This is a genomic window from Brevibacillus fluminis (genome assembly GCF_052072235.1).
Lineage (GTDB): Bacteria > Bacillota > Bacilli > Brevibacillales > Brevibacillaceae > Brevibacillus_D > Brevibacillus_D fluminis_A.
The window spans coordinates 4,229,627-4,249,022 of the sequence record NZ_CM125436.1 but is presented as its reverse complement, the minus strand read 5'-3'; the positions used below and the strand labels follow the sequence as shown (position 1 = coordinate 4,249,022).

General features: G+C 54.9%; 14 protein-coding genes and 3 tRNA genes. 12 read left to right on the top strand and 5 right to left on the bottom strand.

Features of this window, described 5'->3' with window-relative positions; genetic code table 11:
• Nucleotides 1-2: 2 nt before the first annotated feature.
• From ACTID9_RS21050 to ACTID9_RS21035, 4 genes are all read right to left on the bottom strand, one after another.
• Nucleotides 3-1,586 (bottom strand): hypothetical protein, encoded by a 1,584-nt coding sequence (locus tag ACTID9_RS21050; protein ID WP_441066831.1) that lies wholly within the window; start codon nucleotides 1,584-1,586, stop codon nucleotides 3-5.
• Nucleotides 1,587-1,696: 110 nt separating this feature from the next.
• Nucleotides 1,697-2,629 (bottom strand): FTR1 family iron permease, encoded by a 933-nt coding sequence (locus tag ACTID9_RS21045; RefSeq protein WP_441066830.1) that lies wholly within the window; start codon nucleotides 2,627-2,629, stop codon nucleotides 1,697-1,699.
• An 80-nt stretch (nucleotides 2,630-2,709) separates the two neighbouring features.
• Complete coding sequence (locus ACTID9_RS21040; protein WP_441066829.1) at nucleotides 2,710-3,744, bottom strand: hypothetical protein; 1,035 nt, start codon at nucleotides 3,742-3,744, stop codon at nucleotides 2,710-2,712.
• A 181-nt stretch (nucleotides 3,745-3,925) separates the two neighbouring features.
• The gene (locus ACTID9_RS21035) at nucleotides 3,926-7,015 is read right to left on the bottom strand and encodes an N-acetyltransferase family protein (RefSeq protein WP_441066828.1); all 3,090 of its coding nucleotides are present in this window, start codon (nucleotides 7,013-7,015) and stop codon (nucleotides 3,926-3,928) included.
• A 177-nt stretch (nucleotides 7,016-7,192) separates the two neighbouring features.
• Between ACTID9_RS21035 and ACTID9_RS21030 the strand changes: the two genes are divergently transcribed.
• The 8 genes from ACTID9_RS21030 to ACTID9_RS20995 all read left to right on the top strand — a co-directional run bounded on the left by ACTID9_RS21030 (nucleotide 7,193) and on the right by ACTID9_RS20995 (nucleotide 14,954).
• Nucleotides 7,193-7,269: transfer RNA gene (locus ACTID9_RS21030), tRNA-Arg, on the top strand.
• Nucleotides 7,270-7,277: 8 nt separating this feature from the next.
• Nucleotides 7,278-7,354 (top strand) — tRNA-Pro (locus tag ACTID9_RS21025).
• A 5-nt stretch (nucleotides 7,355-7,359) separates the two neighbouring features.
• Nucleotides 7,360-7,441 (top strand) — tRNA-Leu (locus tag ACTID9_RS21020).
• Between the two features lie 116 nt (nucleotides 7,442-7,557).
• On the top strand, nucleotides 7,558-8,085 hold the full coding sequence (locus ACTID9_RS21015; RefSeq protein ID WP_441066827.1) for a type 1 glutamine amidotransferase domain-containing protein: 528 nt from the start codon (nucleotides 7,558-7,560) through the stop codon (nucleotides 8,083-8,085).
• Nucleotides 8,086-8,298: 213 nt separating this feature from the next.
• Nucleotides 8,299-10,452: an AAA family ATPase gene (locus ACTID9_RS21010; protein ID WP_441066826.1), complete on the top strand. Its 2,154-nt coding sequence runs from the start codon at nucleotides 8,299-8,301 to the stop codon at nucleotides 10,450-10,452.
• Between the two features lie 254 nt (nucleotides 10,453-10,706).
• A complete protein-coding gene (locus ACTID9_RS21005) occupies nucleotides 10,707-11,162 on the top strand; it encodes a Dps family protein (RefSeq protein ID WP_441066825.1) in 456 nt (151 codons plus the stop codon).
• A gap of 167 nt (nucleotides 11,163-11,329) precedes the next feature.
• The gene (locus ACTID9_RS21000; protein ID WP_441066824.1) at nucleotides 11,330-12,970 is read left to right on the top strand and encodes a dynamin family protein; all 1,641 of its coding nucleotides are present in this window, start codon (nucleotides 11,330-11,332) and stop codon (nucleotides 12,968-12,970) included.
• Nucleotides 12,971-12,974: 4 nt separating this feature from the next.
• A complete protein-coding gene (locus ACTID9_RS20995; RefSeq protein ID WP_441066823.1) occupies nucleotides 12,975-14,954 on the top strand; it encodes a dynamin family protein in 1,980 nt (659 codons plus the stop codon).
• 71 nt (nucleotides 14,955-15,025) lie between these two features.
• Here the strand turns inward: ACTID9_RS20995 and ACTID9_RS20990 are convergent, their stop codons facing one another.
• Complete coding sequence (locus ACTID9_RS20990) at nucleotides 15,026-15,517, bottom strand: hypothetical protein (protein WP_441066822.1); 492 nt, start codon at nucleotides 15,515-15,517, stop codon at nucleotides 15,026-15,028.
• Nucleotides 15,518-15,677: 160 nt separating this feature from the next.
• On the opposite strand from ACTID9_RS20990, the gene ACTID9_RS20985 reads away from it, so the two are divergent.
• From ACTID9_RS20985 to ACTID9_RS20970, 4 genes are all read left to right on the top strand, one after another.
• Nucleotides 15,678-15,878: a cold shock domain-containing protein gene (locus ACTID9_RS20985; RefSeq protein ID WP_122919004.1), complete on the top strand. Its 201-nt coding sequence runs from the start codon at nucleotides 15,678-15,680 to the stop codon at nucleotides 15,876-15,878.
• Between the two features lie 71 nt (nucleotides 15,879-15,949).
• Nucleotides 15,950-17,146, top strand: coding sequence for an amidohydrolase (locus tag ACTID9_RS20980; RefSeq protein ID WP_441066821.1), 1,197 nt, complete (start codon nucleotides 15,950-15,952; stop codon nucleotides 17,144-17,146).
• 129 nt (nucleotides 17,147-17,275) lie between these two features.
• Nucleotides 17,276-18,367, top strand: coding sequence for a YheC/YheD family endospore coat-associated protein (locus ACTID9_RS20975; protein ID WP_441066820.1), 1,092 nt, complete (start codon nucleotides 17,276-17,278; stop codon nucleotides 18,365-18,367).
• A gap of 100 nt (nucleotides 18,368-18,467) precedes the next feature.
• On the top strand, nucleotides 18,468-19,307 hold the full coding sequence (locus ACTID9_RS20970; protein ID WP_441066819.1) for an alpha/beta hydrolase family protein: 840 nt from the start codon (nucleotides 18,468-18,470) through the stop codon (nucleotides 19,305-19,307).
• The last annotated feature ends 89 nt before the right edge of the window (nucleotides 19,308-19,396 follow it).

Sequence of the window (19,396 nt, the reverse complement as noted above, 5' to 3'; positions counted from 1 at the left end):
TCCTATTTCCCAGCCTTTATCTCCGCAATCGCTTCCGCCGGCAGCTCATACAAAATGACCGTATGATAGGTCGGGTAAAGAAACGGATCGGCTGCAAACCGCGCTACTTCACGCACGTTGGCACGCAGGGGGAAATCCGGCCCAAACCCGTCGACCACCGCATTGGTCAGCAAAATCCGCGACACGGTAGGACTGCGCAGCAGCACGGACTGAACAAAATACGGATAGCTTTGCAGCCGCTCGGTCGCATAATCCGGCGCGTAATAGTCGAACAGCCGCTGTTCCTCCCATGTGTAGGTGAGCGTCCCTTGGGCGGGATAGCGAGCTTTGACAAAATCCACCAGCTGTTTGGCTGGAGGCGGGGCGAGATGGGCGTGCAGCACCTCGGCTTGCCTTAGCGCAAGGGGTACGATTAGCAGCAGGGCGATCAAGGCGGGAAGCCACACTTGCGCAATCCGCCTGCCTGTGATCCATCCGCTCATCTGGACAAAGCCGCGCGCAGCCAACAGCAGCACCCAGGGCAGAATCGGCAGCAGATGGCGCGCTTTTTCGCTGTTTTGCCCAAGCAGAATCCACGCGAGATACGGGAGCACCGCCAACAGCAAAAAGGCGAGCAGCATCCGGCCGCCCTGCCCGCGCCAAGCGCGCGGGAGCAGGCTGATCGTCAAGAACAGGAGCTGAAGGGCTGCCAGCAGGAGCGCAGGTACACGCCGAGCGAATGAAAGCGGCAGCTGGGCAAGCCCGAGCAATCCGTTGACAACCAGCCGGTCCCACAGCCAAATCGCGGCGATATGCCACCAGCCCAGATGGCTGGAAAACTCCGTCCCGCCCCAGTCGGTAAAATGACCGGATGTAAACGCAACGCCAAGGGAGAGGAAGGGCAGCAGCCCCCCTTCCGTAGCGGCAGTCGGCAACAGCCACGCGGCGAGCCCCGCCAGAAACAGGCAGCCTGTGATAAAAAGCTGAAGGAAAAAGCCTGGCATCGATTTTTTCTCCCGATACATAAGGGCGAGCGGCAAAAACAGGAGAACCCCGACGGGAAAATACGAAATGCGTATCCCGAGCAAAAGCCCGAACAACAGCGCACCGATAGAGGTGAGCCCAAGCAGATTGCGATTCGGTTGGCACAGGGCGGTAAGCAAATACGCTTCCAGCAGCAAAACACCGGCCAAACCAAGCCCCTCCGACATCGGCTGCACAAAGGTCAAAGACAAAAGCGGGCTGGCAGCGAACAGCAGTACCGCAAGCCACGCACCCCAGCGGGTCGGGACGAAGCGGCGGGCCAGCGCAAAAAACGGAAACAGCGCCAGACTGCCCGCCGCAGCGGACGTCCACGAAAGCGCGAGAACCGGATCGCCCGAAAGCGGAAGGAGCGCTCCCGCAAGCAATATATAGAGCGGATAGCCGGGGAAATGGGGCTGCATCTCAAAAATATCGTAGCGATGCAAAGCCAGCGTGAAATCGACGGCATCCCAGTTTTCCGCATACGGTCCGGCAACATGCAGGCGAACGAAAAACAGGGCGATGGATACGAGCAGCAATAGCGCGTAATCGACGGAGATGAGAGTAGAACGAATGTGCCGCATGATGCCTCTCCTTTGCAAAAAAATGAAAACGCAAACCTGACAGAACACGAAAGCCGCGGTTTTCACCACGGCTTATTTTCGTAAAAAACATCTCGACGTTTTTGTCCCTTCTATTCCATCGCAGGCGGATTCACGACAGGGGACAGCTTTTTCCTTGTGGTGGAGACCGCTCTATACCGCATCAGGAAGAAGATGACGAGGTAGTAGAGCCAATACGAGCAAAACTCTTCCACCGATGGGTTGTGCGTGTAGCCCAGCATCGCTTTGAGGAAAATTCCGACCTCGCCGCTGATCAGCGGGTGTTTGCCGGTATCGCGGATATAGTGTTCCTCATCGACGGGATGCTCCGGCAAGATCGCTGCCACGTTGTACAATTCGCCGATTTCGCCCGCAGACGTTTTGTATACGCTGCCGATGATGCCTTGGTCTTGCAGAGAGCCGACCCCTTGGGAGAACAAGCCTGCCGCAATGATCAAGATCATGGCTTTGGTGATGGTGAAAAATTTGCGCAGCGAGATGCGCTTGCTGCTGTTGAAAAATACGTAAGACAGGATGCAGGCGAGAACCAGCCCGGCGATTGCCCCCCAGCTTGTGAGCGCCCGCTGGATGTCGCCGCCGCTGATCGCTGCAAAAAAGAAGACGGTCTCAACCGCTTCGCGCAGTGTGACGAGAAAGGTGTGGACGATCAAATTGGCCGCGCTGCCAGCCGTCAAAATCTTGTTCAGCTTTTGCTGCATGTCACCGCGAATGTCTTTTTGCTGCGAATTCATCCAGACAGCCATATGTGTCAACAGGAAGGCTGAGGCAAACAGCATGCCGATCCGCATGAAGTTTTGGCTTGCCATCGTCGCAAAGCCGGTCAGCACCACCTGGAAGAGCAAAGCGACGGCGAAGCTTGTGACAAGCGCCAGGCCCGCCCCGGTCCAGACCCATTTGTTCCATTTGGAGGCGTTGACACGGTTGAGATAGCTGATGATGATGCCGATGATGAGCAAAGCCTCGAACGCTTCGCGCAGCGTAATTAAAAACGCTTGCAAATCCACTTGGAATCCCTCCAAAACAGGCAAGGAGACCTCTTGCCACGAAGAGGTCCGCGCCTATTGTTTCTAAATAGATTAAAAACCTAGAGCAGCCCTTTGCGTTTTCCAATCCAGAACGCACCGCCGGCAAGGACCAGGATGCCGCCGATCACGCCGACGGTAACCGCCGGATTCACCTTGGATTCAGCAGGAGCCTCCGGTGGTGCGGTTGGTGCCGTTGCGGATTCTGCGGTCGCACCGGTCGCATTGTTCGCGCTACCTGATGCAGGTTGTGCGGGTTGTTCAGGCGTCGTTTGCGTGTCCGCAGGTGCAGCGGGAGCGGTGGTTATAGCCGCAGCAGGGGTCTCGGTCGGTGCCGCCGGATTTTGCCCAGCCGTCGCCACAGGCTGTTTGGCTGCTGGTTGTGCACTTGCATCAACCGGTTTGGTCGCTTGCTGCGGAGTAGCCGCTGGCTGTGCCGGTTTGGCGGCTGCAGGCTGCTGGGCAGGCGTCGCTGGCTGTGCAGCAGCTGTTTTCGCCGGCTCTTGCTTCGCGGCAGCCGCGCCTGCTTTTATTGACGCGAGTGGAGCGAGCGTGCTCATCACCACGTTTTTTTCCGTCTGGAACAACTGTTTGTCAGGCGCCACGACGCCAACGCCGAACAAGCCCGGATTGCCAAGCGCTGTCAACGCTTTGTCGAAGGCGGCGTACACCTTTTTCGACCCGGCCTCTCCGACGAATGGCTCGAGCACGACAAATGTGCCGCGACCTTTGGCGAGCATCAGCTTCGCTTTCGCATAATCGTTGAATTCCTCGTCGACCGATTTCAAGCGGCGTTCAACGTTTTTTACCAAAACAACCCGGTAATTATGTAACGCGAGGTCTTTTTGCTTGCTCTTCAAGTTGGATTCGATCGTATCCGAGAGGGATTGGCCGAATTCGAGGACGATTTCCGCTTTGCGCGCATTGTACGCCGAGAGCGCGCCAGCCCAGTCCTCCGGGCTCTTTTCCAATTTAGCAGCGATTTCTTTATACGTTTCAGCTACTTCTTCCTTGTTCGGATCGCCATAGGAATAAGCAAAAGCCGTAACAGGCTGTACGATGAGCAGCAGGAAGATGAGCAAGCAGCGGTAATACAAAGGAAGACCTCCTCACAACGCATTTGAGATTGATAATGATTATCAAAAGAGTAAGCCCTTTTATCATAAGGTGGGAAACGATGCCGCGTCAATAAAGATTTTCAGGTCAGAACAATGGGAAAAAAGGGAAAGGCTGCCGGACACATTCGTGTCGCTGGCAGCCTGGTTTTGGCAGGATCAGTTAAAAACGGAGCTGCCGCAGCGCATGGAGGGCATTGTCGGCAATCGCTTCTGCTGTGAACACGAAAAACACAGGGGACAGGAAAGTTTCGGCGCCGTGAGCCAGATCAAGCTCGCGGCTGATGGAAAGGTCGGTCACTTCCTTATTAAAGTACACTTCCATTTCGGCCGCAGTCAGGTCGGTGATTACCTGCATCTTCCGTACGCTGTCAGACGTGCCGAACAGCAGACTGCTCGACTCGGCGATGAAGCCTTCCTCATGCCCGATGGCGGCGTGGACCAGCTCGTTGTTTGCGTTGTAGGTTTGTACCCAGCTGCCAGCCTCTTTCGGCATGGCAAGGAAAATGTTTGTGTTCCATTCTTGTTGGTGGAAGTAAGCGCCAGTCTGCTGCCGGATCGCGACTGTATGGCACAGAACAGGGGCACCGGGCAGGAGCAGGAAAAATTGGTCGTAGGAAAGTCCGGTGAACGCTTCTTGTTCAGCGACATCGACACTGATTTTGATCCCTTCCCACAGGTTTCCTTTCGTATCGCGCAATGCCGCGAAAGTGCCGCTTCGCTTTTCTTTTATCAACGAGCGGGCATGCAGCTCAGCGGGGAGATTGAAGATCCCGCCAGCGTACGGATTCCACCATGATTTGGCGACCAGCTCGGGAAAGGAACGGTCCAGCCATTCTTTATTACCGGCTGTAAGCGACAGGAGAGAAGGGAAAAAGTCAGGCGCCGCCTCCAGCCGAATCAAACCGTTGTCTGCATACAGCGTAGCGAACCCGTCGCGCGAGCCGTCGCCTTTTTCAATCGGGTCGGGCCCCACGGGAAACAACACATCGGTAAACTGCGCCGAAATCGTCTTTTGATCGAAGGAAGCTGTTACAAGCTGGATATCGCCGGTGCAGGCAGGCGTCAACGTGAAAGACGCGCTCGTCTCTTCGTCATCACTCGATAGATTGTGCGTTTGTTCGTGAGCTGTGCCGTTCGTCTTCATTCCCAACGCCACTTCGCCGTCCAGATACTGCAGTTTGTAGTCCTTCAAGGTCGCTTCCACCTCGGCATTCACAGGTACAAACGGGTTCCGCTCATTGACGAGCAGCTCCTGGTGGCGGTAGAGCGGTTTGTTTTCCACTGTAGTCGTCCGCAGCGCGTGGGCGCGGAACTCCCGCCAGTCGGTGAACGAACCCATGCTGACGCGTAGCGGCTTGGTCGTGCATGTCTCCCGGGCAGCCAACAACCCTGCCTCGCGCGCGAGCTGCATGTGCCAGCCTTCAAAAATGGGGGAAAACTCCTCCGGCCAGCTGATCCCGCACGGCGTAGCATTTCCCCGCACAAACAGCCAGTTTTCCGCCAGCTTGCTGCTCTCCCAATATTCAAAGGAACTGCCTTGCGAGTCGTTCGTTTCAATGAAGCCGTCCTCAAACGGCAGGATGACCCGATAAAGCCCGGTGGAGAGGGCCAGCGTGAATGACAGCTCTCGCGGCACATCGCCTGTGTTGGTCAATTCGTGCCACTGTTCGACCGTGCCATCACCATAGAGGAGCGTATGGATGGCAAGCATGATCCCGGCGAAATCGCCGGAACGATAGGTGACGGTCAGCCCGATCCCGCCGTGCTTCTCAAAAAAGGTGACAGATTCCGGCTCTTTTTTGGAAAACTCGCTGGAGTACGGTTTGCCGATCCGTGGATAATAAAAGGTCGGAGGCGTATCGGGGGAACCGTTGTGCAAGCGAATCTCATGCTCTTCCTTGTCGTAGGCGACCGCATACTTGCCGTTATAAATCATCCAGCTCGTCTCGGTTTCGCCATGAAGCCGTGCCCCCAATCCGGTGAAGGCGGCTCCAACCTTTTTGCGAAACGTTACGGAGCGTCCTCCTTCAAGCGTCGCGGTGATCGGAATGGACGCTTCATAGAAGCCGAAATCACCGAGGCGATAGGGGATCGCAAGGGAAACGCGTTCCTTCGCTTTTGCCGTGACGGTAAAGGATGTTTGCTCGAGCGTAAGGAAAGGAGCGTTCGGCAGCACCAGTGAAAAAGAGGCCGTTTCGGGAAAGTTGTTTTGCAAATCGAGATAAAAAATACCTGTTTGGTCGCGATGGTGCAGCGTGCCGGGGACCGTGAGCGAAAGCGACGCCGGGAACTTGGGCACGATGCCGACCTGGAAGAGCGCGGATTTTCCATTGATGAGGATGTGGGCGCGAACGCACGGGTGTGTCGTCCAGATGCTTTGCTCACGGTCGATTTCGCCGACAGTGAAATGACCGGTAATCGATAGCTCCTGCTCCACGGTCACATCTTCCGTCAGCTCGAACGCGATGTTTTTGTCGCTTTCGCCTGTGAGCTTGATGTGCAGCGGGTTCCCGGACTTGTTGACGATGCGGTATGTAACGGGATAGCGGCTGCCAAACACCAGTTCCGCCTGCTCCACGGTGGCGCTGATCAAGTAATCATCGGTTTCGATCAGGCGCAGGCCTCTCCCGCGCCGCTCGAACTCGACGCGCAGGCGCACGTCATCGCGCTGCCAGCTGTACTCATAATAATCGAAGCGATTTTCGGTCCGGCCATCAGGCTCCACCTCGATGGGGCGCGTGCTGTCGCGGTACCAGTCGATCGTCGTGAAGTATTCCGCGATGGCTTCTGTCTGCAGCACCGTCGGGATAAAATTCATCAGGTGCGTGCTGTCATCGCGGCGCTCCCAGAAAAACCCGCATTTTTTGTAAAGTGGGATCGCCTTTGTGTTGCCAGCCCACGTATAAAGGTCGAGGCGCGGCCAGCCGAGTTTGATCGTCTCCTCGACAGCGCGCAGCACCAGCAGCTTGCCGATCTTTTGGCCTTGGTACTCGGGGCGGACATTGAGCAGCGGAATGTAGAGCGCGCCCGTATCTTCCCTGTATTCACCGAAGCTGCAGTAACCGGCTACCTGCTCTTTGTCCATCGCCAAAAAGACGCGCAGCGCATCGGAGGTGGCTTCCTCCTGCAAAACCTGTTCGGTTGTCTTGATACTGTTGCCGCCGCCCCAGCCATCCTGGCTGTTGTTCCACATGTGGGCCACGGCAGCCGCAAGCTCGGGGCGATAGTTAACGAGAGTGATCCGATCCATAATTGGTCCTCCACAGTAAATTTGGAAAAATAAGGTCCCTACTTGTACTATACGTTGCATGCGGAACGCTCGTTTCAACTTTTTTCAGCAAAAATCCGCAAAAATTTGTCGAAAGAAGAGGGATTTCCTTGCATTCTGGCTATGAATATAGTAACATAATCGATGTTGTTACCAGATGTGCCCTTAGCTCAGCCGGATAGAGCGTTTGACTACGAATCAAAAGGTCGGGAGTTCGAATCTCTCAGGGCACGCCATTTATAGTCGGGAAGTAGCTCAGCTTGGTAGAGTACTTGGCTTGGGACCAAGGGGTCGCAGGTTCGAATCCTGTCTTCCCGACCAGTTTTGCCGGTGTGGCGGAATGGCAGACGCGCGCGACTCAAAATCGTGAGGGAAACCGTGGGGGTTCAAGTCCCTTCACCGGCACCATACATACGTAAAGCAAACGGCAGCTTGCATCGGCACTGTCGTTTGTTTTTTTATTTGGGACGATACGCTGCAAGCTGATACAATAGAATGGTGAATCTGGCGAAAGGGGTGGCAGCATGAGATTGGCAGACAAAAAAGTGGTTTGCTACGTGGAAGAAGAATTCGAGGATCTGGAGCTGTGGTATCCGGTCATGCGCTTGCGGGAGGAAGGGGCGACCGTCCATTTTGTGGGGCCGCAGGCGAACAAGAAATACATCGGCAAGTACGGAGTGCCGTGCGAGTCGGACAAGGCAATGGGCGACGTGTCCGCAGAACATTATGACGGCGTGCTCGTGCCGGGCGGCTGGGCGCCGGACAAATTGCGCCGCTATCCGGAAATTTTGACGTTCATCCAGGAGATGCACAAGGCGAAAAAGCCGATCGGGCACATTTGCCATGCCGGCTGGGTGTTGGTTTCGGCAAAAATTTTGCAGGGTGTGACGACAACCTCCACGCCGGGCATCAAGGATGATATCGAAAATGCGGGTGCGACCTGGATCGATGAGGAAGTGGTCGTGGACGGACACATCGTCGGTGCGCGCCGTCCGCCAGATTTGCCGGCTTACGCCAAAGCGTTCGCCGATTTGCTGGCAAGCGAAAAGTAGCGAAAATCAAAGCCATTTAACGTAAGACGGAGCTATTCGTCGATGTTGAATGGTTTTTTCTTTATTTGTCAAATGCCTCCTCTTGAAAGTCAAAGAAGGTCAAAGTATAATCAAATCATCGAAGGTCAAACAAGGTCAAACAATGCTGGATGACGAAGCCTTCGATCCTAACCAATTCAATCGAACCTTGTCAAATTCGAGGAGGTATGAACGATGTTATGCCAACAATGCAATGAAAACCAAGCAAACGTGCTTTTTGCCATAACCGTGCAAGGCAAGTCGCAGAAGATGTATCTGTGCGACTCTTGCCAGGCCAAATTAATGAATAAAAACGGAGCAGGCGTAAGCGGCAAAGCCTACTCGCCGTTCTCCGGGCTGGATGACTTTTTCAAAGGATTCGGCATGCCGGCGATGGATATGATGAACCGGGCGGAGCGGGCGAATCCGCAGTCTGATTCATCGGTGCGCGGCGGCGGCTTGCTCGATGAGCTTGGCCGCAACGTAAGCGACGCTGCGAAAGCGGGCCTGATTGACCCTGTAATCGGTCGCGATCCGGAAATCGAACGCGTCATTGAAATTCTCAATCGCCGCAACAAAAACAATCCCGTCCTGATCGGGGAACCGGGCGTCGGGAAGACGGCGATTGCGGAAGGATTGGCCTTGCGCATCGCGGAGGGCCAGGTTCCAGCCAAGCTGCGCAACAAAATCATCTACACGCTAGATGTGGCATCGCTCGTAGCCGGTACCGGCATTCGCGGCCAGTTCGAGGAAAAGATGAAGCAGATCATCGCAGAGCTGCAAAAGCGGAAAAACGTGATCCTGTTCGTCGATGAAATCCATCTGCTCGTCGGTGCAGGCTCCGCAGAAGGCTCGATGGATGCGGGCAACATCCTGAAGCCGGCACTGGCGCGCGGTGAGCTGCAGGTCATCGGGGCGACTACGCTGAAGGAATACCGCCAGATCGAGAAAGACGCCGCGCTTGAGCGCCGCTTCCAGCCGGTTATGGTCAAGGAGCCGTCCGTCGAGGAAGCGATCGCGATCTTGCAAGGCTTGCGCTCCAAATACGAAGCATTCCATCAGGTGACTTATTCGGATGATGTGATCCGCGCTTGCGTCGAGCTTTCGCACCGCTACATCCAGGACCGTTTCTTGCCGGATAAAGCGATCGACCTGCTCGATGAAGCGGGTTCCAAGGTGAATTTGCGCTCCTCTACACAAGACGTGGAAGACTTGCGCGAGCGTCTTGCACAGGTGAGCCAGAAAAAACGCAATGCAACCGTCCGCGAACAGTACGAAGAGGCAGCCAAACTGCGCGATGAAGAAGAGCGCATTTTGCAGCAGCTCGACCAGGCGGAAGGCAAAGAACAGCGCGCGGCTGTCACCCTTGAAGACATTCAGGGCGTGATTGAAACGAAAACCGGCATTCCGGTGAAAAAGCTGCAAAGCGATGAGCAGGCCAAAATGAAAAACCTGGCTGAGCAGCTGGAGGGCAAAGTGATTGGTCAAACCGATGCGGTGAAACAGGTTGCAAAAGCGATCCGCCGCAGCCGTGCGGGGCTGAAACCGAAAAACCGTCCGATCGCATCCTTCCTGTTCGTCGGCCAAACCGGGGTCGGGAAGACCGAGCTGACCAAAGCGCTTGCTGAAGAGCTGTTCGGCACGAAAGACGCGATGATTCGTCTGGACATGAGCGAATATATGGAGAAGCATACCGTGTCCAAACTGATCGGTTCGCCGCCGGGCTATGTCGGCCATGAAGAGGCCGGACAGCTGACCGAACGCGTCCGCCGCAACCCGTACAACATTATTTTGCTCGACGAGATCGAAAAAGCCCATCCGGATGTGCAAAACATCTTCCTGCAAATTTTGGAGGACGGCCGTCTGACCGATAGCCATGGGCGCACCGTTACTTTCAAGGACACGGTCATCATCGCGACGAGCAATGCGGGCCAAACCGAAAAACGGATTACCGTCGGGTTCGGCGCAGATGCCGTGGAACCGCAGACAACAACGGTGCTGGAGTCGCTTGCAGGCTATTTCCGACCAGAGTTTTTGAACCGCTTTGACGCGATCATTCCGTTCAATCCGCTGACGCGCGACGACCTTGTCCGCATCGTCGATCTGATGCTGAAAGATACGGTGGCGACACTGAAAGCACAAGGGCTCGAGGTGACCGTAAGCGAGCAGGCAAAAGCGAAAATTGCGGAACTCGGATACAATCCTTCTTTCGGCGCCCGCCCGCTGCGCAGAGCAATCCAGCAGCATGTGGAGGACGGCGTAGCCGATCTGCTGATCGAGGAAGAAAATGTGCAAGCGATTGTGATCGATGCCGATCAGGATGGCATCCGCATCGTCAAAAAAGCATAAAGCGTTTGAACATGAAGAGACTGTCGGGCAAGCCCGGCGGTTTCTTTTTTGTAAAAGGCTGGAACGGATTACCTGCATGCGGGAAGCAGCGATTGTGCACAGTAAGAAAGCATGTGATCCGAACTTTGGTATAATAATTATTTTATTATAGTTATTACTTATTTAAAATAATTATTGATAAGAGGAGCTATTCGTGGTAAGATAGGTACATGAACAAGAAGCGCGCTTCACAATTTGGAAAGGGGAAATGATCGATGCAAAAAACAATCGAAACGTTGAACAAACAGCTTGCCAACTGGAACATTCTTTATGTAAAACTGCACAACTACCACTGGTTCGTAAATGGTCCGCATTTCTTTACACTGCATGAGTTGTTCGAATCCCTGTACAATGAAGCAGCGACAAACATCGATGAATTGGCAGAGCGCATTTTGATGATCGGCGGCACTCCGGCTGCTACCATGAAGCAATACTTGCAGCTCGCATCCGTGCAGGAAGCGGCTGGTCAGGAAAGCACCGATGACATGGTGAAGGCCATTATCAACGATTTCCGCCAGGTAGCTTCCGAGTCCAAAGCAGGTATGGTGACAGCAGCCCAAGAGGGTGACGAAATCTCTGCGGACATGCTGAAAGAGATTCAGGCAAAACTGGAAAAACACGTATGGATGCTGAACGCTTTTGCGGCGAAAGAACGCGCAGCGGTTCGCTGATCATCCCTTACAGAAACTGGGTCTGCAACCGTGCGGACCCAGTTTTTTTCTGCGAATGGCGAAGTTTTTCCGATACCGATAAAAACCAAACCAAATAACATTGAATAAACATAAGAAGATATGGTACATTCGGCATGGTAGAGAAGAGAGAGATGGAGTGAGAGCAAATGAACGCCAACCAGGTGATGGAGAAAGCGCAGATCGCGATCTCCGATATGGCAGACCGACTCGAACGCATTGCAGCCCAGATGCGGGCAGCGGGCGACGAGACGATGGCTGCCAAAATCGCACAGCTGTTGGATAAGGCGCGCACGGGCGAAATGAGCATTGCCTTTTGCGGCCATTTTTCCGCAGGGAAGTCGACGATGATCAACACCCTTTTGGGTAAGGATATTTTACCGTCCAATCCGATACCGACCAGCGCCAATGTGGTCAAAATCCGCGGCGGCGAGCCGGCGGCACGTGTCTACACGCGCAATTCCGGCGTGCTGACCTTTGATCCGGACACGGAAATGTCGAAGCTGAAGCAGTACGCGATCGATGGCGATACGGTTGATTGGGTGGAGATTTCCTACCCAGGCACGTTCCTTGGCGAGCAAGCGGGGCTGCTCGATACGCCCGGCATCGATTCCACCGATGCAGCGCACAAAATCGCCACCGAATCGGCGCTTCATCTGGCGGATGCGGTCGTGTACATGATGGATTACAACCACGTGCAGGCAGAAGAAAACTTTGCGTTCACCAAGATGCTCAAAGACTGGGGGAAACCGGTCTATTTGGTCATTAACATGATCGACAAGCATCTTGATTTCGAGCTGGATTTTGACAGCTATAAAGAGAGCGTCGAGGATGCGTTCGCTACGTGGAACATCCAGCCGGACGGCATTTTCTATACATCGCTGGCCGAGCCGGACCATCCGGAAAACCAATATGAAGCGTTTTATGCGAAGCTGCAAGAGTTGATCGGCGACCGTGAACAGCTGATCGAACAAAGCATTTTGATGTCTGCCTACCAGCTGATTGACGACCATCAGCGTTTCTTGAGCGTTCAGCATGCAGACAAGCGCCGGGCACTGGAAGAGAAGACGCAGGTCGAACTGGACGGCGTAGACGCCGGCGACGCCCAGTCGGTCGCTTCCGCGCTTCAAGAAGTGACTGCGCGGATCGCCAAAGAAACGGAACAGGTAAGCAAAGCCTACAAAAAAATGGAAAGTGACTTGACCGTTCTGCTCGACAATGCCCGCCTCACGTATTACAGCACGAATGAGGCAGCAGAGCGTTACCTGGAGAGCCGCCGCCCCAATTTCAAGGTGGGGCTTCTGTTTGCCGGCAAAAAGACCGAAGAGGAAAAAGCAGCCCGCGAGCAGGCGCTGCTTGCTGACCTGCAAGAGAAGGTAGCGGCGAATCTCGATTTCCATTTTAAAGAGCTTTTGACCAGATTGCCGCAAGAGTATGGCATTCGCGACGATGCCTATCATCAGGAAGTACACGGGCTGCAAATCGCCATTACGCCTGAACTGCTGGCATCGCAGGTGAAGCAGGGTGCCGCTTCGCGCGAGTATTTGCTGAATTACTGCCAGGACATTTCCAATTCCATTAAAGCAGCGTATCGCCGTGCGGGCCTTGCGCTGATCGAACGCGTCACCAAACAGCTGGAAGAGCGTCTGGCGGGCGAATCGGCTGCATGGCGCGAAAGCGAGCAAAAGCTCGCGGCCGTTGCAGACGCCCACAAAGCGCTCGCGGCATTACAGGCAACCGAGGAGCAAGCAGCAGACCGCCTGCGTGCCATCCTCGTAAAGGGAGAGTAAAAGAATGAATCAGTTGAAGCAAAAATTGATCGACGCTGCGGTGCAGCTGCGCAGCACAAGCGATGAAATTCGCATCGTACCGGGCATGCAGGCGCAGGCCAAGGCGATGAATGATCGTGCAGGAAGACTGGAAGAAAACCGATTCACCGTCGCCTTGTTCGGCGCCTTTTCCGCAGGAAAATCGTCGTTTGCCAATGCGTTGATGGGAGACATGATCCTTCCTGTCTCGCCGAACCCGACCACAGCGGCCATCAACAAAATCATGCCGCCTACCGAGCAATATCCGCATGGAACCGTGCGGGTTGTCGTCAAAACGCGCGAAGCGATCGAAACGGATGTATTGCGCTCGCTGGCTGTGTTCGACATCCATGCGAAAGACCTGGAGAGCGGCCTTTCGGAAGTGGCGCGCATCGATGTGGCACAGGTTGCACCAAATGCGAAGCCGCACTACACCTTCCTGAAAGCGGTAGTCAAAGGATTTCCCGAGATGTCGGCACACATCGGCGGCGAGCTGATCGTCGACATGCAAGCCTTCAAAGGCTTTGTCGCAAAAGAAGAAAAAGCCTGTTATACGGAATATATCGAGCTTTTCTACAGCTGTGCACTGACAGACCAGGGCATCGTCCTGGTTGATACGCCGGGCGCGGACTCGATCAATGCCCGCCATACCGGTGTCGCATTCGATTATATGAAAAACGCGGATGTCGTTTTGTTCGTGACGTACTACAATCACGCGTTTGCCCAAGCGGACCGCGAATTCCTCCTGCAGATGGGCCGCGTGAAGGATACGTTTGAAATGGACAAAATGTTCTTCCTGGTGAATGCCGCTGACCTGGCCGCATCCCAAGAAGAGCTGGACGGCGTCGTGACGCACGTCGAGAAAAATCTGCTTTCTTGTGGAATTCGCAATCCACGGATTTATCCGATCTCCAGCCAAACCGCCTTGCTCGCCCGTTTGCATGAAAAAGGCAAGCTGGCCGGTTCGTCGGAGAAAGTGTACCGCTCCCGCTTGGCGCTCGCCGAGACCGATGAGTTGCCGGCGCCAAAGGTGGGTCTCACCCATTCCGGTTTAACCCGCTTTGAGCAAGACTTCCTGCGGTTCACGCTGGAAGAATTGACGCAGATTGCGGTAGACGCCGCCTATCATGAAATCAGACGTGCCCATTCGCTATTGGGCGAATTCATCTCGATGGCGCAAGCGGACGGCGATTTGCGCGCCCAGCGCAGAGAGCAGGCCATCGTCGCGCGCGAAGGCGCAAAAGCAGCGGTCAACGGGCTTTCCACGGCAAATGAGGAGCGCGATCTGGACAAAGAACAGAGCGAGCTGATCTACTACGTGAAGCAGCGGCTGTTTTTCCGCTTTACCGAGCTGTTCAACTACGCTTTTAATCCATCTGTTCTCAAGGAGGACGGGCGCAACATGAAGCAAGCGGTGCAAAGCTCCTTGACCGAGCTGTTGCGCATGATCGGCTATGATTTGGGACAAGAGCTGCGCGCGACGTCCTTGCGCGTGGAAAAATTCCTCAACAAGCTCGGAGCGCGGCTCGTGGAGCAATGGGGCAAGGAAATCGCCGGCATGACGGGTGGACTGGCGCTCGCGGCCTATGTGAACCACGCGGTAGAAACGCCTGCGGTACCGGAGGAGCTGCCGCTTGAAGCGAGCATGGCGCAGCTTACCAAAGCGCTTGGCTTGTTCAAGGGCACGAAAGACTTTTTCGAGCAGGATGGCAAAACCAGATTGCGCGATGAGCTGGAAAAATTGCTGCAGGAGCCGGTGGCAAGCTTTTTGGCGCAAGGAAAAGAGCTGCTGGTTGCCCAATTCGCCCAAGCGTTCGCCGAGATGGTGACGACCGAGCGAAACCGCGTGCTGGAGCAGATCGACGAGTATTTCACAGGGGTATTCGCAGCGCTCGACATGACGCTCGACCTCGATGATTTGCGCGCGCGCCACGAACGCATCGGCACCGTGCTTCAATCGCGCTAGACATAAGGTGTGATAGCAAAAAAGACCGACAGGAAATTCTGTCGGTCTTTTTGTATACTGCGAGTTCATCCTTACTGAACTTGAATTTGTCCATCCTTGCCCAGGAGGACGTTGAACTCCTTCACCACGACAGGAGCTGCCTGCGCATTTGCCAGGTCATAGCGCAGCACCTGGAACGTGCCATCCGCCGTCAGCTTGCCTTTGAACTCGAGGCCCAGCAGATCGGATTTGTAAAAGCTGAAATCAGCCAGTTCGGTCTTTTTCAATTCAGCGGCAACCAGCTTGCCGTCGCCGGAAAACATCGCGGCACGCAAAGCGGCTGAGGATTCGTATTTTTGCTGGAGGAAGCTCTGCAGCTGTTTGGCAAGCTCGGAATCGGCGATCTCCTTGCCTTTTTCCACGACCTGCTTGCCTGTTTCCACCGCTTGTTTGCCCACTTCAACCGCCTGCTTGCCCGTATCGATCGCTTGCTGGACAGAGGTTGTCGCTTCCTGCACGCCCTGCGACACGTCGGAGCAGGCTGCCAAAAGAAGCGCGGGGATGAGTACCAATGCATAACGCATGAGGGTGTCCACTCCTTTGACTTGTAAAGCTCTACCCATTATTGTAGCGCAAAAATGCGGACGGGGGAGAATATTTTTCTGCTGTAGGCTCAACTTCCGCATTCGTCGCATAGATTGGAGCAGAAGCAAAAGCTTTACAACGCAAGGGAGGCACACGATTATGCAAGGCAAAGTGAAATGGTTCAACAAAGACAAAGGGTATGGGTTTATCGAGCGCGAGGGAGGCACAGACATTTTCGTCCATTACACTGCGATCGTTGGCAATGGGTTCCGCAATCTCGAAGAGGGAGAGAACGTGACCTTTGACGTCGTCAACGGGCAACGCGGTCTGCAAGCCGCCAATGTTGTAAAAAATTCGTAGTTTCCAAATAAAAGGAACATTTGCTATCATGAAAGGGATGAGCTTGGATTCGGAAAGGAGTGCCATTGCACATGAGTTCACTACTGTCACAGCTAAAAGGGCATATTCACGATATGGAAGCGCAAATGGTCGAATGGCGTCGTCACTTTCACCAATATCCGGAACTTTCCTTTCATGAAGTAAAGACACCTGCCATGATTGCCGATATTTTACGCGGCTTGGAACTAGATGAAGTGCGGACGGGTGTCGGCGGACGCGGCGTCGTCGGCGTTTTGCGCGGGGGACAGCCGGGCAAAACGGTTGCGATCCGCGCCGATTTCGACGCCCTGCCGATTCAGGATTTAAAAGATGTCCCGTACAAATCGAAAGTACCTGGCGTCATGCATGCTTGCGGCCATGACGCCCATACCGCCACTCTGCTCGGGCTGGCCAGCGTGCTGGCTAACCATCGGGAAGAGATCCCCGGCACAATCGTCTTCGTGTTCCAGCATGCGGAGGAGGAGCTGCCCGGCGGTGCCATACAGATGGTGGAAGACGGTGCGCTGGACGGCGTAGACGCGATTTTTGGCGCGCATCTCTGGTCTTCTGCTCCGGTTGGGGAGGTTTGGATTGGCGCGGGCCCGGTCATGGCCAACGCGGACGATTTCACCATCAACGTCCAGGGCAAAGGCGGCCACGGCGCCATTCCGCAGCAGACGGTGGACTCCATCGTCATCGGCTCGCAGATCGTCATGAATTTGCAAACGATCGCAAGCCGCAATGTCAGCCCGCTCGATAGCGTGGTCGTAACCGTCGGCACGTTCACTGCGGGCGACAACTTCAATGTCATCGCGGACACATGCCGCATGACAGGCACGGCGCGTTCCTTCTCCGCTGAGGTGAGAGATCGGGCAGAAGCGCGCATCCGGGAAATCGTCGAAGGCACCGCACGCATGATGGGCGGAAGCGCCACTGTCGAATACACGCGCGGCTATCCGGCGGTCATCAACACGGAAGCGGAGGCCGAGATCGTACGCAAATCTGCGGTCGAAGCGGTTGGCGAAGCGGCGGTGAAAACGGTTGAGCCGACGATGGGTGGCGAAGATTTCTCCTATTACTTGCAAAAGGTGCCGGGCGCGTTCGTCTTCATCGGCGCCGGCAATCCGGAAAAAGGGGCCGCATACCCGCACCATCATCCCCGTTTCGATATCGATGAAAGATCGATGGTCATTTCAGCAGAGGTGCTCGGAAAAAGCGCCCTGCACTATCTTATCACCAATCAAGCGTAACACGACAAGCGCTCTGCTGATTGTAAGCAGGGCGCTTGTCGATTTGACGCCCATTCCTGCGTTTGGCAGAAACGAACCCTCATCCATCGACATAAGCTATCACTGGGAGGAAGGGGTGTTCTTCGGGGAATGAGCCAACCATGCATCGGCATTTTAACTTGGAGGAACGGGACCCGCTTCGGCGAGCCAGCTTTTTTTCGCCGTCTGATCCGTGCGGGACAGAAGCTTGGCGCTACGGTTTTTCTTTTTTCGCTGCAGGATGTCGCATTGGAGCGAAGGCGGGTGCGAGGATTCGTACCAGACAAAGTGGGCAAATGGAAGAGCAAATGGTACCCGTGGCCCGACATCGTGCTGGATCGCTACCGCTACTATCCGCTGAAACGGCACGAGGCGTATTTGCCGTTTCGGCAGCAAAATCTGTTTCGCTATGCCAACAGCCGATTCGCGAACAAATGGAAGGTGCATCAGATGCTGTGGGACGACGGCCGCTTGCGGCCATGGCTTCCGGAAACGTATGCGTATGAGAGAGGCCAACTGGAACAGATGCTCACCCGTCATCGGCTGCTTTATGTGAAGCCGAGCAACGGCACAGGAGGAAGGAGCATCCTGCGCATCGAAAGCACCCCGCACGGTTATCTGCTGTGGGGCAGGGGGAAAAAGCAAAACAAGGAACAGCTTGGAATCAAAACGAAAGCGGAGCTGTGTGCATTCGTTGAATCGTGGATTCAGACGGAACGTTCCGGCAACGAAATTTTTCTCATTCAACAGGGGCTTGAACTCAACCTGATTCCGGACCGGACCGCGGACATTCGGCTCTTGATCCAAAAAAATAAGTCAGGCGAGTGGAAAACGACGGGGATCGGGGCGCGGATCGGCGCCTCCCACAGCTCAACGTCCAATCTGCACGGCGGCGGAAAAGCGATGGCGGCGTTGGACTTCCTCGTCGAACATTTCGGCGAATCGGAAGCACAGCGAATCATCAGCGAATGCCGGTCGATGGCCAAGTTGGCCGTTCATGCGATTGAGGAAAAGTATGGCCAGATGGTCGAATTCGGCATGGACATCGGCGTGGACACGAGCGGGCACGTCTGGTTGATCGAGATCAATCCGAAGCCGGGCCGCGAAATTTTTCGCGAGCTGGGGGATATGAAGCGGTACGAGGTAGCAATCAGGCGTCCGCTTGAATATGCGCTCTATTTGTTAGATCAAGAGGGCGCGTAGTATGATGGTAGGAAGAAGAGGCACTTTCGCGCGAGGGAGCGGGTGCCTTTTCCTTTAGGCAACTCTCATTAAAAAAAGCGGGAGGAAAGGGCGAGCGATCATGAGTGGACAAGCATTTTCGATTCAAGCGGGAGAAAATCGCACGATTCGCGGCAACGTGCATGACAATGGACAGGCAGAGGGAGGCACGAAGCCGGTCTTGATTTTTTGCCACGGCTTCAAAGGGTTCAAAGACTGGGGCAGCTTTCCGTATGCATGCGAGCAGCTTGCCCATCGCGGAATTACGGTCATCCGGATCAATTTTTCCCATAACGGGGTGGGCGAGACGGATTTTGATGAATTGGACAAGTTTGCGAGTAATACCTATGAGAAAGAACTGGAGGATTTGGCCACGGTCGTCGGGGAACTGAACGCAGGCAGGCTGCCGGTGCCGCAAGCGGCTGACAAAAACCAGCTCTTCATCGTGGGACACAGCAAAGGCGGAGGCGACGCCATCCTGTTCGGGGCCCATCACCCGCAAGTAAAAGGAATCATTACCTGGAACGGCATCGCGGACGTTAACCTGTTTGATGCCAGACTCAGAAAAGAGATCGCGGAAAACGGCGTGGGCTATATCGCGAATGCGCGGACTCGCCAGCAAATGCCGATCACGCAGGCAGTTATCGACGATGTTGATCGCAACCGGGACGCATATGATCTGCTGGCAAAAGTAAGAGAAATGGAGCAGCCGCTCTTGATTGTGCAAGGCGATGCCGATTTTGACCGGCTGGTGGAAGGGGCAAAACGGCTGCATGCGGCAGATGCGGACAGCCGCTTGCATGTCATTGCCGCAGGCGATCATGTCTGGAATACGCGCCATCCGTTTGCCGGAACGACTCCGCAGCTGGAAGAAGCCATCGAGGTGACTGCTAACTTTATCCAGGATATTTCTCACCCTTAACCTTTTGAGATGTGGTATACTTGTAGGCAGCACTTACCTGCTAATTAGTAGAAGATTCAAACAATTTTGCGAATAATGAGTTGGAGTGG